The 13,680-nt window shown below is 47.1% G+C and carries 9 protein-coding genes; 6 read left to right on the forward strand and 3 right to left on the reverse strand.

Annotated elements, in window-relative coordinates:
* Positions 1–8: 8 nt before the first annotated feature.
* The 3 genes from NST25_RS30450 to NST25_RS30460 all read right to left on the reverse strand — a co-directional run bounded on the left by NST25_RS30450 (position 9) and on the right by NST25_RS30460 (position 3,568).
* Complete coding sequence (locus tag NST25_RS30450; RefSeq protein ID WP_340393130.1) at positions 9–1,055, reverse strand: alcohol dehydrogenase catalytic domain-containing protein; 1,047 nt, start codon at positions 1,053–1,055, stop codon at positions 9–11.
* 265 nt (positions 1,056–1,320) lie between these two features.
* Positions 1,321–2,703 (reverse strand): SMI1/KNR4 family protein, encoded by a 1,383-nt coding sequence (locus NST25_RS30455; protein WP_340393132.1) that lies wholly within the window; start codon positions 2,701–2,703, stop codon positions 1,321–1,323.
* Between the two features lie 121 nt (positions 2,704–2,824).
* On the reverse strand, positions 2,825–3,568 hold the full coding sequence (locus NST25_RS30460) for a glycoside hydrolase family 16 protein (RefSeq protein WP_340393133.1): 744 nt from the start codon (positions 3,566–3,568) through the stop codon (positions 2,825–2,827).
* 148 nt (positions 3,569–3,716) lie between these two features.
* Here NST25_RS30460 and NST25_RS30465 point away from each other — a divergent pair, with 148 nt between their 5' ends.
* The 6 genes from NST25_RS30465 to NST25_RS30490 all read left to right on the forward strand — a co-directional run bounded on the left by NST25_RS30465 (position 3,717) and on the right by NST25_RS30490 (position 13,589).
* Positions 3,717–4,637, forward strand: coding sequence for an ABC transporter permease subunit (locus NST25_RS30465; protein WP_340393135.1), 921 nt, complete (start codon positions 3,717–3,719; stop codon positions 4,635–4,637).
* An 18-nt stretch (positions 4,638–4,655) separates the two neighbouring features.
* Complete coding sequence (locus tag NST25_RS30470) at positions 4,656–5,540, forward strand: carbohydrate ABC transporter permease (RefSeq protein ID WP_038573901.1); 885 nt, start codon at positions 4,656–4,658, stop codon at positions 5,538–5,540.
* Between the two features lie 64 nt (positions 5,541–5,604).
* Entirely contained in the window at positions 5,605–7,269 is a 1,665-nt protein-coding gene (locus tag NST25_RS30475; protein ID WP_076278217.1) for an extracellular solute-binding protein, read from the forward strand.
* A gap of 148 nt (positions 7,270–7,417) precedes the next feature.
* Entirely contained in the window at positions 7,418–9,256 is a 1,839-nt protein-coding gene (locus NST25_RS30480; protein WP_340393138.1) for a histidine kinase, read from the forward strand.
* A 3-nt stretch (positions 9,257–9,259) separates the two neighbouring features.
* Positions 9,260–10,831 (forward strand): response regulator, encoded by a 1,572-nt coding sequence (locus tag NST25_RS30485; RefSeq protein WP_340393140.1) that lies wholly within the window; start codon positions 9,260–9,262, stop codon positions 10,829–10,831.
* Positions 10,832–10,967: 136 nt separating this feature from the next.
* Complete coding sequence (locus NST25_RS30490) at positions 10,968–13,589, forward strand: family 16 glycosylhydrolase (RefSeq protein ID WP_340393142.1); 2,622 nt, start codon at positions 10,968–10,970, stop codon at positions 13,587–13,589.
* Positions 13,590–13,680: the final 91 nt, after the last annotated feature.

Raw genomic sequence — 13,680 nt, forward strand, 5'->3', positions numbered from 1 at the left:
TCTTACATTTAGGGAACAAAAACCGTCTTTACGGTTTCACTCCCAACCACCTTCAAAGAGTTCAATTCATAGCCGATTAACTCATCTATCGCTGCTTCATGCTGACTGAGCTTAACTTTTCTAGTTACTAGTTTCTCCATTTCAGGAGTTTCAGCGGCAAACCGCAAAGCTTCCTCGAACATGTAGCGGTATTCACCTGCTGCTATAATTTTTATTGCATGCTGCACGAATTTGGTAGGGGAAAAGGTGTAGCGATACTTCGCATTAATACCAAAAGGAACGATGCGGCCTCCACGTTCAATCCACTTTTCCGCCATTTCGAGTTGAGTGCCCACCGTATCGATAATCACATCAAACTTATGTCCCGCACAGATTTTGTCTACGGTAGCTTGATTTAATTGGGCAGGGGTTAGAGCAAAATCTGAGATCTCTTTGGCAAAAGCTAACCGATAGGGATTAACTTCAGTCGCTACCGTGAGCGCAGATTTCGACTTGCTCACAATTTGGCTTAACAATCCCATTGGACCCGATCCAAGAATAAGTACCTTGTCGTCTGCTGTGACATTGGCTTCTTTGAAATTGTGCAGTACACAGGCAAGCGGCTCAATCAAAACCCCCGTCTCCCAGCTCATATGATCGGGAAGACGGTGTGCAAACGTTTGTGCAGTTGAGTAAAAAAAAGTGAATGTCCCATTTCGATTCAAACCCGCAATAGGCATCCCATTTCCATCGATGCCCGTACAGAGGTGCGGCTGTTTCTTCAAGCAAAAATAGCATTCATCACAGCTTTGATTCGGATCGATAACTACGCGGTCGCCTACCTTAACACGGTCAACGTTGCTGCCGATTTGGATTACAGTCCCTACTGCCTCATGACCACGAATGACGCCTGGAACCCCCTCCTCTTTCCCAGTTATGACTGCTAAATCTGTTCCACATACACCTGTCATCTCAATCCGGATCTTGACTTCATCCGGTGCTGCAATCTGCGGCTCTTCCCATTCGCAGAGCTCCAGCTTATGATTAGATGTCCACACCAACGCTTCCATACTCATTCCCCTTTCTCTTTTTTGTTATCCATATTCGCCCAGAATATATCATAACTACCATGTAAAAGTAAGGTGAATGTTGTCGAAAAATGTTAATAATTACATTTTTATATAAACTCTCACGAGTAAGCGCTTTAATTTTCTTTCGCTTATTATGCGGATTGCACTGTCTGAAACGGCAAGTTTAAGGGCCATCCCTTGTGGGATGACCCTTGAATACTATCGTGATCAATCGAGCACCGCACGGGAATAAATCCCGAATCAACGTCTCCTATTTTGCAGCTTCCGCTTCCAGCCGTGCAATGACCTCTGAGCCGGCTTGATCTGTGAAGCTAAGCACCCCGTTTTCCTGAACGATCAGTCCTTCCCGTATTCGGCCATCCAGCCAATCGCTGATCCAGCCGGGAGCATACCCGCCTTGGCCGAACTCGCCGCCAAAAGCAATCATTTCTTCATATACATCCAGATATTGTTGACGGCTCGTATTTGGATAAGAGCTTGTGTATAGCCAGAACTGCACATCATACATCAGAGTAGAAAGCTCATCCGCATGAAAGGAGAAGTGTCCCTTCTCTTCAACGATTCGGGTACATACTTTACGGATCTTATGCTCAAGCTGATCTACTTCAGACACATGGCTGCACAGCTTCGCAAGCAATGGTGAGAATTGGCCTACGGCTACTTTGCGCAAATCCTCCTCTTTATCTTCTTCAGAGGTGTCGTATTCTTCATCACTCACCAGGCCGCGTATAAACGTCTCGAAGTCTGGGGCCAGAAATGTAATCTCATAATTATCTTCCTGATCCACATGAATCACCTCGGGTTCACCGTCCTTCCCGCAATTCCGGTAATCCAGCATCACGACATCATGACCTGCCGAAGGGCAATCACAAATTACCACGCCAATGTCAGGGTATCCCCACTCCTCAATCATAAACGGACTGCCGAGATCGCCGCAGAGTGAATAGCTTTTCTCACGTCCGATGCCCATAATGCCCGTAATCGCAATATGATCCTCAGCCCATGAGGTCGCATCCTCCGTAGGAAAACAAGTATTATAAGGCACTCCCCCATTGTGCTGCTTCATCAGACTGATATAAGAGGCAGGAAGCTTGTAACCCAGTTCTTCTTCTACAGAAGCAATCAGCTCATCCGTAGGCGGGGCCGAAACATATTCTTTTAGCGCATAATCGCTATCTTTCCAAAATTCGGAGAGGTCCATCCCTTCAAAAAGAGTTGCAGTCGTCCCCGAATCATTATGTTGCTCTCTGATTGCCTGTCTGGCTGCGGCGTGTTGTTCTTTGCGTAGCTTGCGCTGGCTGAATTTCAGAAACATGGCCGTATTCTCATCATCCGGATCGAGGTCATGGGCAATACCCAGCACTCTCACCGCTTCCTCATATCGATTCAAATAATAGTAGGAATATCCCACACGAAAATGCCACAGATAATCATTCTGCCCTTGTTCCGCAATCTTCGCGAAGTGTTCAAGGGCTTCTTCATAACGTTCCAAATTGTTATACGCTCTTGCCAGACTGCTGACCATCTCGTAATCTCTGTCCGCTGGAGGAATCTCCATCAGAGTGTCTACAATCTTCTGGTGTTCATCATCTTCATGCCACTGTGTCAGCTGTGCGATTAGTTCTTTGTCCATGGTCTACCTCCCCAAGCTTATAATCAAGTTACTAGAATATAGAGAAATATGGTTTTCCCTATTCTACCAGATGGGATGTAGGTATTGAAAATCGATAATAGAGCCTCACAAAGATTCTTAATTATGGGTACAGCCATATCCCTGAAACCGTCATCACCGCTGGCAGTGCAGCCTCGTCAACCGCTACATTGTCATACCAGCCGCCCACTGCAAGGTTCAGCACCACATAAAATGACTCGTTAAAGGGCATAACCCCTGGCTCCAAGCAGCGCTCGGCAAAGCAATGTCCGTCTACCAGCCATCGAATCGAACTGGCGGTCCATTCCAGTGCATAATCATGGAATTCATTAATGGTTCCGCTTTCAAAATGGTGCGAGAACTCCTCGACGATTTGATGTTCCCAATCCTTTCCGTAGTGCAGTGTTCCGGATATTTGCTGAGGCAAGCGGCCTTTGGCTTCCATGATATCAATCTCGCCGGAAGCTGGCCAAGGTCCGTAAGCCTGTTCCTGCGGAAGCAACCAGATGGCAGGCCAAACCCCTTGCCCCACCGGCAGCTTTGCACGCACAACTAACTTCCCATAGCAAAAGGAAAAATGGTCCTTTGTATCCAAACGAGCCGAGGTATATGCAAAATTGCGCCCATCCTTTCCAATGGATTCACTGCGTGCGCACAGATTTAAGCCAAATTCATCGATATACAGATTGCTGGAATGATCCGTGTAATACTGCTGCTCTCCGTTGCCCCAACCTGGGTCTATGGGATTACCTTCATTATCTAATAAGTCGTTGCCAAGGCGGATATTCCATAGCTTTAAATCGGCATTTCTATCTAAGAAATTCTGTTCCCATACAGGTTTATTCATCCTTTGCACACTCCCTTCATTTAATCACAGCATACTTAATTTTTGCGGCTGGTCAAACAAATCTAAAAAAATGGGATAGGGTCGATAATCATGGGCTTTTTTTCCTATACGCTTTTTCATACGATGAAATAGAAAGGGGGCACGGAAAATGTTCCAATACAGAACGGAACAAATGAAAGCGCTTTTTAAGCAGTGGCAATTGCAAAGCATGGTTATCCCGGGAATCATCTGGATGTTTATCTTTTGTTATATCCCTATGTTTTGGCTCATTATTGCATTTATGGACTACAGCATCGCCAAACCCTTACTAGAATCACCGTTTGTCGGGCTGAAGCATTTTCAGGATTTTTTGACGGATGAGCGTTTTTGGCGTTCGATTCGCAATACTCTGGGGATGAGCAGCATCAAGCTGGTCTTGGGTTTTCCCATTCCTATCTTGTTTGCCTTGATGCTGAATGAAATACGGAGTCTTCGTTTTAAGCGAACGGTACAAACCATTTCGTACCTGCCGCACTTTATTGCCTGGACGATTTTTGGCGGCATTGCGCTCAATTGGCTGGGCGAGGGCGGTGTGATCAATCAGTTGATGATGGCGATCGGGCTCCAGGAACGCGAAATCCTGTTTAACAGCGACCCTAAGTACTTTTGGTGGATCACCTTTTTCACCGATACGTTAAAAGAAACCGGCTGGAGCGCCATTATCTACATAGCGGCAATATCCGGCATTGATCCGGGGCTGTACGAAGCGGCTGAGCTGGATGGCGCAAACCGGCGGCAGCGGATGTGGCATATCACCATTCAGAGTATACGCCCCACCATCGCTATTTTGTTCATCCTCGCTGTCAGCGGGATACTTGGCAGTAACTTTGAGCAGATCTTTATGTTGAAGAACAATATGAACATGAGGATGGCGGAAAGCCTAGACTTGTATATCTACAACATGGGGTTGGTCTCCGGGCGCCATTCCTTCTCAACAGCCGTCCTGTTCGCCCGCTCTATTGTGGCGCTAGGTTTGTTGTTTTTGGCAAATCACACATCCAAAAAACTAACCGGCGACAGCATTTTTTAGAAAGGAGAGGACAGAGGTATGGAAAGACGCAAAAGATTTCGGCAAATTGGAGTATTTGAGGTCTGCAACACCCTGCTGATGCTGGCGGTTTGCTTTTTAACACTGTACCCGATGTGGTTTGTATTCATTAACTCGCTTAACGCGCCGCAGCAGGCATCCCTGGGCACCGTCAACTGGTTTCCCAAAGAATTATCGCTGGCCAGCTATAGCGTTGTGTTCAATGATAAGACAATGATGAACGGTTTTTACATTACCACTCTGCGCACAGTGATCGGGACAGCAACGCATGTGTTGTTTACCGCCATTATTGCTTACGGAATGAGCAAGTCTAATCTAATCGGACGCAAGCTGTATCTTAAAATCGCATTGGTTACGATGCTGTTCTCAGGCGGGCTGATCCCTACATTTATTCTGATGACGAAGCTGGGATTATATGATAATTTTTGGATATTCATCATTCCCTCCATGTACACTTTTTTTAATATGGTCATTTTCATGAGCTTCTTCCGCACCATACCTGACAGCCTGGAGGAATCTGCGAAAGTAGACGGTGCTTCAGACTATGGTGTCCTGTTCAGAATCGTATTGCCCAATAGCATGGCTGTCATTGCGACTATATCGCTTTTTTCAGCCGTTTATCATTGGAATGATTATTACCAGGGGGTCATCTACATCCGTTCGCAGGAATTACTGCCACTGCAGACCATGCTGTACAAAATCATTGCGGAGAACTCTATGTCCTTCATGCAGCAGCAAGCTATGGCGCAATTCGGCGCAAGACTTCCCGGCAACTCTATTAAATTTGCATCCATGATGGTGGCCACACTGCCTATTCTGATAGTCTATCCTTTCATTCAACGCTATCTGGTCAAAGGCGTGATGATTGGCGCCATTAAGGGATAAGAGTGTGAGTGTCTAGAAACTGGTATACAAAATTCAGAAGCAGCAAAGAAAGGATGATAATGTCATGAAACGCAATCTGATTAAGCCGGGGTTGACCCTCGTTCTGGCCGCAAGCCTGATGCTAGGCATAGCCGCGTGTTCCAATTCAGCGAATAGTGAAAATAAGCCAACACCACAGCCTACAGATAGTACACAGCCGCCGCAGAGTGAAGCAAAGCTCAATTCCGATGATCCGGCATGGAAGCTGGATACCAGCCCTGTTGATTTGACCTGGTTCGTAGGTGCTAACTGGTATGCCCACACTTGGGGAGACAGCTTGACCTCCAAGTACGTAACGGAAAAAACAGGCGTAAACATCAAGCTTGAGGTACCTTCCGGTGAAGCGAATGAGCATATTACCCTAATGATGACCTCGGGCAAGCTGCCAGACTTGATATCAATGGGTTCGTGGGAAACCGCTGTCAAAAAGCTGTGGGAAGGCGATCATGTCTACGCCTTAAATGAATTAGCTGACAAGTATGACCCTTACTTCTTCAAGGTGGCCGGGGACGGTACACTGAAGTGGTATCGTCAAGAAAATGGCAATACCTATGGCGTTCCGAATGATTCATATAGCCCCAACCTGATGCATGAAACTGGCATGACGGCCGCCAACCAGACTTTCCTGGTGCGAAAAGATTTGTATGAGGAGATGGGCAGCCCGGACCTTAGCACTCCAGAGGGCTTTCTGAACGCACTGCAACTGGTAAAGGATAAGTACTCCCAATATAAAGGCCAGCCCATCAGTCCCTTTTTTGCACAAGGGAACGTCCCTTACGGGATGACCGAATATCTGCAGAACCTACTGGCCGTTCCGCATGAGAAAGATGGAAAAGTATACGACCGCATTACCGATCCCGATTATATTGCCTGGCTAAAAACCTTCCGTACGGCTTACGAGCGCGGGTTGATTAATGTGGATTTCCTGGTAGATTCCGATACTCAAGTAGAGGAAAAAACAAACAACGCCCGCTATTTCATGATGGTCCGCGAGTGGACCGGTATGTCGGCTGTCAATCCTATGCTGGCTGCTAGCGGCAACCCGGACTCTTACTACATCGCAGTCGATGGGCCAAAGAACAGCAAGGGCGATAACCCTAAGTTATTCCCTGGCAACATGGACGGCTGGATGGTGACGATGATTAGCAAATCAACCGAAAACCCTGAACGAGCCATCCGCTTTTTGACCTATCTGGCCAGCGAAGAAGGCCAGCGAGATTTGTTCCTTGGCAAGGAAGGCGAAACATGGGAGATGGTGGATGGCAAGCCGCAACTGAAGCCTGAAATGGTAAAATTACTCGACACTGATATTGAGAAGCTGGAGAAAGAATACGGCATCATGGATACCTATTGGATGATGCGAAACCCTGTAATCGTCAACCAGTGGAGACCGGAGAAATCTCCTGTCATTAAGCAAATGGAAGACTTCGCCAATAAGCAGGCCGATATTGATAGCGGTATCTATAAGGGCTTAGATCCACAGGGCGATTCTGATGTGTCGGTAGCCTGGTCCCGTATTTCGCAAAATTGGGAGGAAGTACTCCCTGAGCTAATTACGGCCAAGAATGAGGCTGAATTTGATAAAATCTTCGACAATTTCCTTGACCGCCGCGAGAATTACAACTTTGGCAAGGTGATGGAATACCGCCAGGCTGAACTGGATGTGCGAAAATCCAAAATGGCAGAGTAATAATGCCCGTATAAAGATTACTGCCGGCCACCGAAAGGTTGGCCGGTATTCCCTTTTTCGCTTCTTTTAACCATTTAACAAAACAGCCTAGTTACCTACCGGGCAGTTTGTAATATATGGTATATTACAAGGGTAGGAGGCTACTTAAATGAAGTATCTGCTGACTAAAATGAAGAAGCTGTACCGTAATTCCCGCATCTCCCAAAAATTGTTTTTGGCCTTTAGCATGATGATTGCCATCCCTGCGATTGTGGTATCCTTTTTATTTATCCGCACACAGGAAAGTCAGCTATACAAGGACGCTATGGCTACCGGCAGCAGTCATGTCTCAAGAATTAACGAACAGCTGCGCAGCAAAATGGGTATTATTGAGAACGCTTCCTCTACTGCGCTGAATCAAAAGGCTTTTGTAGATTTTATTCACTCCAATATGCGCGGGGATGGCCTGCGTCTCGTAAAATTTAGACAAAATCAATTTGAGCAAATGCATAATATCATTCAAAGCTACGAGATGATCAGCGAGCTCAGTTTCTATGTCGATAATCCAAACCTATTTGAGATTTGGCCTGAAATCTACCATTATGACAAGTTCTGGCCGAAGGACTACTGGGTGACTCTTCGTGAGGAAGGTGGTGCGGCATACCGCTTATTTGCTTTTAAAGATGGAGAGCATACGCTATCCTATTACCGGTTGGTACGTCTTCAGGGGCAACAGCAGAAACTCCCTACCATTATGGAAATCCGCGCCCAGCATAGCGTCTTTTTCAGTGACCTGCTTGAGGATAGCGGGGGGGATTTCTTTTCTGTAGTGATGGATGGAGCCGACTCTTCCCGATCTGTATACAATCCTGAGCATACTTTTTCTCAAAATGCCGGTGAAGAATTGGATAAAATTCTAGGCAGCATTCACCAGCAGCTGGATGTGCTGCAGCAGAGTAGCCCCATTAAGGTAAAGGTAGGCGACCATACTTACTACGCGTTGTATCGCTACATCGCCCCACTGAACGCCTATGTAGTGGATATTGCCTCTCATCAAGCGCTGATGAAAGGCCCACGAAGCTGGTATTTGCTCGTAGTAGCGATCACATTATGTGTATTGCTGCTGATGTTACTGCTCGTTTCACATACCACTCGGCGCATTTTCCGCCGGCTCGACAGGGTGCTGGCTTCTATGCGCAAGGTGCGGCAAGGCCAACTGGATGCGAAAATTGATACCGGCCTGGATAAAAACGAAACCGGTGACGAAATCGACGAGGTGGCCGTCAGCTACAATAATATGTTGGACGAAATCAAACATTTGATGACCCAAGTGGTAGATAAGCAGCTGATCGCCAAAAATGCACAGCTGCACTCGCTGCATTCGCAGATCAATTCACACTTTTTATATAACGCGCTGGAATCCATCCGTATGCTCGCGGAGGTTCAGCGACAGCCGGCTATCGCGGAAGCGTTGGTGTCTTTAGGCTCACAACTGCGATACAGCATGCAATGGCGCAGCGATACGGTTGCGCTTAGCGAAGAACTTGCCAACATACACAGCTATGTCCGATTCATAAACTTTATGGAGGATGGCAGCATTGAGTTGACGGCCGATCTCCCGCAGGAGGTACTGCGTTATACAATTCCTAAAATGTGCATGCAGCCCATCGTCGAAAATGCCGTTCATCATGCAGCGCCCTCGGGCGGCAGCGTACGTATCCAAATTACCGTATCGGTAGAAAATGGCAGCCTTCTGCTAATTGAGATACGAGATGATGGCGCAGGTATTGACCCGGAAATGCTGTCCAGTCTACAGGCTGTGCTGCGGGGCGACTCAGATTCACCGATTGTTACCAGCAAAAACGGACTGGGCTTGGAGAACGTGCATAAGCGCATACAGCTTCATTATGGTAAGGACTGCGGTCTTTGGATTGACAGTGTGCAGGGCGCCTATACTTGTGTAACCATACGTTTGCCTTGGGAAAATGTGAATCTTGGAGGATGGTAGGGCATGATCAATATTCTAATTGTGGACGATCAAAAGCACATTCGTGATGGGCTGCAGGCTATGCTGCGCCAATTTGCGCTGCAGCTGGACAATATTTACTGTGCCGTAAACGGAATTGAGGCCTTGGATATATTGAGTCAGCACAACATCCAACTGGTGATTACTGATATCAGGATGCCCGATATGGATGGACTGACGCTGATGGCGCAGAGCAAACAGACGCACATCGAGGTAGATTATCTGATTATTAGCGGTTATAGTGATTTTGCCTATGCTCAAAAGGCCATCGAACTTGGAGCAAAGGGCTACCTGCTCAAACCTGTGAAACGTGAAGATCTGCAAACCGCAGTAGAACATGTAGCGAATGAGATAAAAACACGGCAGACGCTCTCGCGTAATATGGAGCATATCTCGCGCCGCGCCCGGGAGACAGACCGCAAGGAACTGAGTATGTTCATGCAGGGTGCAATGATTGATGAGGCGTGGGTTATCCAGACCCAGCAACAGAATCCAGAGTTGTGGAGTAATTACCGCCTGTGTCTGCTGCGGGAGGAATTATGGATTAACCAACCGGGGGCCGACAGTAGCCACAGCATGGAATCCCTTGCCTACCGAGTGTATGGCAGACGAGGGTGTATATGCCTGCAACACCGCCCGTACCTGATTCTCGCGGTTGATGCGGCCGTAGATACGGGAGCCTTCCCGGCCGCCCTCAAAGCAGGACAAATAGATGCCATTACTGCTATGACCAGCCCGCAGCAAGGATTGAAGGAGTTGCCCCGCAGCTATACACAAGTGTTGGAGCTCTATCGCCACAGTTACCTGTTTCCAGAGAAGAGCTGCATCTTGCCAACACATATTGAGCGACTGGAGCAGCAGTGGGAGCTTCCCTATGAAGAGTTATATGCCCTGTTCCAGTTAATCGGCACCAAAAACAGCGGTACAATCACCCAAGGCATTTCTATGATATTTCACAAAGATACATTGCAACGCTATCACATCCAATACACACAGCAGCTATGCCGTGCCATTGTACAGATGCTGGAGGAATCTGTACGTGTGATCCGCCCGTACATGGGGGAAGAAGCGCTGGACATCGAATGTTTACGAAATCTATTCGATTATCCGGGTATTCGCGATTATATTCAGGCGCTGCAACAACAGCTACTTCGGCTAAACCAATTTTATTATGAATATAAGTGCAGCTATCGCAACTCGCAAGATTTAAATGAAGCCATACGCTTTATACACGAAAGCTATCATAAACCCCTGGATCTCGCGATGGTATCGAATCACGTGTCGCTTAATTATGCCTATTTTTCTAACCTGTTCAAAAAAAATATCGGCAAAGGCTTTGCAGAATACTTGCGCGATGTGCGCCTGGATAAAGCCCGGCGGCTACTGGCCGAAACCGATCATAAAATTGTAGAGGTAGCCACCATGGTAGGGTATGAAAGCTACAAAAGTTTTACACGATCCTTTCGGGATGTCATGGATATGCAGCCCACAGAATATCGGCAAATGATGCGCCGGAAGCACGACAGCGGGGAAAAGTACCGTGACACAGCGCTATAAATAATCAAAAGCCAAAAAATTGGGTTAGAACAAAAATAATTGTACCTTTTAGCTGATTATTATATTCGATAGAATAGAGATGTCCCTAAATGTAAGCGGTTTCGTTTCTTCATTATTTTATTAAAGGAGGGCAAGTATGAAACGACTTTACAATACGGAGAGTGGTTTTAAGCAGAAGGTATTTAGTTTGTTCTTAGCAGTAGTACTGTTAGCTGGGGTTGGCCTATTGCCGACTTCAAAGGTGCAGGCAGCAGGAACCACAGTTACCTCTATGTCTTACTTTTCAGCAGCAGACGGTCCTGTCATCTCAAAATCAGGGGTTGGGCAAGCTAGCTATGGTTTCGTCATGCCTACATTTAATGGGGGCTCTGCCACCTGGAATGATGTTTCCGATGACGTCGGTGTAAAAGTAAAAGTTGCTGGAAACTGGGTGGATATTGACAATGCAGGCGGCTATACCTACAACCAAAACTGGGGACACTGGAGCGACGGTGGCTTGAATGGCTATTGGTTCACTCTCTCCACAACAACGGAGATTCAGCTATTCTCCAAGGCTAATGGAGTTACACTTGAGTACACCCTGGTATTTCAAAACATAAACAAAACAACCATTACTGCTATGGCCCCTACACAAGGGCCGCAGATTACAGCAGGATTTACAGGAAGTGCAGGCTTTACTTATCCTACCTTCAACAATGATCCGGCCGTTACCTATGAAGCCGTAGCTGAAGATCTGAAGGTATATGTAAAACCTGTAAGCAGCAATACATGGATTGATATTGACAATAATGCAGCCAGCGGCTGGATCTATGATAACAACTTCGGACAATTCACCGAAGGCGGCGGTGGCTACTGGTTCACCGTAACAGAGTCTATCAACGTCAAGTTAGAATCGAAAACCTCAACGGCTAACGTCGTTTATACCCTCACCTTTAATAAACCTGTAAGAAATTCATATGTCTTAACACCTTATGAGGGAACGACCTTTACCGCAGATGCAAAAGGTGTAATAGGTGTCCCGCTACCCAAAATTGATGGGGGCGCTCCAATAGGCACTGAGCTAGGAAATTACGTTTACCAAATTAACATCAACGGACAATGGGTTGCTATGAGTGATTCCAGCCAAAGCGGATTTGTATACGCCGGCAATGGCTATAACAACATGTCCGATGCCAACCAGTGGGGCTATTGGGCTGACTATATCTATGGGCTTTGGTTCCAGCCCGTCCAAGAGGATGTGCAAATCCGTATTGGCTATCCATTAAATGGACAGGCGGGCGGAAGTGTCGGCAACAATTACGTCAACTATACCTTTATCGGTAATCCAGATGCCCCACGTCCGGATGTATCCGATCATGATGACGTTGCCATCGGAACACCAAACGACCCGGCGATAGAGGGCATGAATCTCATTTGGCAGGATGAATTTAACGGAACAGCACTCGATACAAGCAAATGGAGCTACGAACAAGGTTATTATATTACTGACGATCCGAATAGCTGGGGCTGGGGCAACGCGGAACTGCAGCACTATACAGACAGTACACAAAATGTATTTGTACAGGACGGAAAGCTGAATATCAGAGCTTTGAACGATTCAAAATCCTTTCCACAGGACCCAAGCCGGTATGCCCAGTACTCATCCGGCAAGATTAACACCAAAGATCACTTGTCCTTCCAGTACGGCAGAGTAGATATTCGTGCTAAGCTGCCTACAGGTAACGGCGTTTGGCCAGCACTTTGGATGCTTCCGGAAGATGCCGCTTATGGAGCGTGGGCCGCATCCGGAGAAATTGATATTATGGAAGCCAAAGGACGCTTGCCCGGCACGACCAGCGGGGCCATACACTTTGGCGGACAATGGCCTGTAAACAGATATATTGCTGGTGAATATCACTTCCCTGAAGGCCAGACCTTCGCCAATGATTATCATGTGTACTCCATGATCTGGGAAGAAGATAATATGAAATGGTATGTGGACGGCAAGTTCTTCTTTAAAGTCAGTAGAGATCAATGGTATTCCGTAGCTGCACCTAACAATCCGAATGCCCCATTCGATCAACCCTTCTACATCATTATGAATCTGGCGATCGGCGGGCACTTCGACAGCGGCCAAACCCCAGATCCGTCCGATATTCCTGCAGCAATGCAAGTGGATTATGTTCGTGTCTATAAAGAAGGCAACAGCGAGAATCCGGTAAACGTACCGGTTACCGGTATTTCTCTGAATCAAACTACTGCGCAGGTGGAGGTCGGACAGACTGTGCAGTTGAACGCCAATATTGCCCCGACTAATGCAACCAATAAGCAGGTCACTTGGACCGTATCAGGTACCAGCGTCGCTTCCGTGAATCCGAACGGTCTCGTGACGGGACTCACTCCAGGCACAACAACCGTAACGGCTACAACAGCCGACGGCAATAAAACAGCCCTCTCCACCATCACTGTTGTACCGGCATCATCATCCGGTGTTATCATCGTCGGCGATGAGGTGCGGGGTCTGAAGAAAATAGGCGACGACCTGCTGTTCTATGTGAACGGCGCAACCTTTGCCGACTTACACTATAAGATAAATAATGGTGGGCAGCTAAACGTAGCCATGACCCCGGCAGGGAACGGTAACTACACCTACCCTGTAAATCACCTGCAACACGGGGATACCATCGAGTACTCCTTCACCTATAATCCGGGACAAGGGGCCGTCGATTCCCCAACGCTCTCGTATATCCATGGGGTAACCCAAGGAACACCAGAATAAAGTAGTTGAACCCTAAGCAACTGCATGAACACAAATAGGCGAGTAGGAAGTGTTGAAGCTTCCCTCTCGCCTATTTTGTTGTTTCTACCGT

Origin of the sequence: Paenibacillus sp. FSL E2-0190, assembly GCF_037992965.1 — a bacterium.
In the GTDB taxonomy this organism is placed as follows: domain Bacteria; phylum Bacillota; class Bacilli; order Paenibacillales; family Paenibacillaceae; genus Paenibacillus_AQ; species Paenibacillus_AQ odorifer.

What these genes read in the sequence shown, in the direction of transcription:
- NST25_RS30475 (WP_076278217.1), top strand. Translation starts at nt 5,605, where the DNA reads ATGAAACGCAATCTGATTAAGCCGGGGTTGACCCTCGTTCTGGCCGCA.
- NST25_RS30455 (WP_340393132.1), bottom strand. Translation starts at nt 2,703, where the DNA reads ATGGACAAAGAACTAATCGCACAGCTGACACAGTGGCATGAAGATGAT.
- NST25_RS30460 (WP_340393133.1), bottom strand. Translation starts at nt 3,568, where the DNA reads ATGAATAAACCTGTATGGGAACAGAATTTCTTAGATAGAAATGCCGAT.
- NST25_RS30490 (WP_340393142.1), top strand. Translation starts at nt 10,968, where the DNA reads ATGAAACGACTTTACAATACGGAGAGTGGTTTTAAGCAGAAGGTATTT.
- NST25_RS30485 (WP_340393140.1), top strand. Translation starts at nt 9,260, where the DNA reads ATGATCAATATTCTAATTGTGGACGATCAAAAGCACATTCGTGATGGG.
- NST25_RS30465 (WP_340393135.1), top strand. Translation starts at nt 3,717, where the DNA reads ATGTTCCAATACAGAACGGAACAAATGAAAGCGCTTTTTAAGCAGTGG.
- NST25_RS30450 (WP_340393130.1), bottom strand. Translation starts at nt 1,055, where the DNA reads ATGAGTATGGAAGCGTTGGTGTGGACATCTAATCATAAGCTGGAGCTC.
- NST25_RS30470 (WP_038573901.1), top strand. Translation starts at nt 4,656, where the DNA reads ATGGAAAGACGCAAAAGATTTCGGCAAATTGGAGTATTTGAGGTCTGC.
- NST25_RS30480 (WP_340393138.1), top strand. Translation starts at nt 7,418, where the DNA reads ATGAAGTATCTGCTGACTAAAATGAAGAAGCTGTACCGTAATTCCCGC.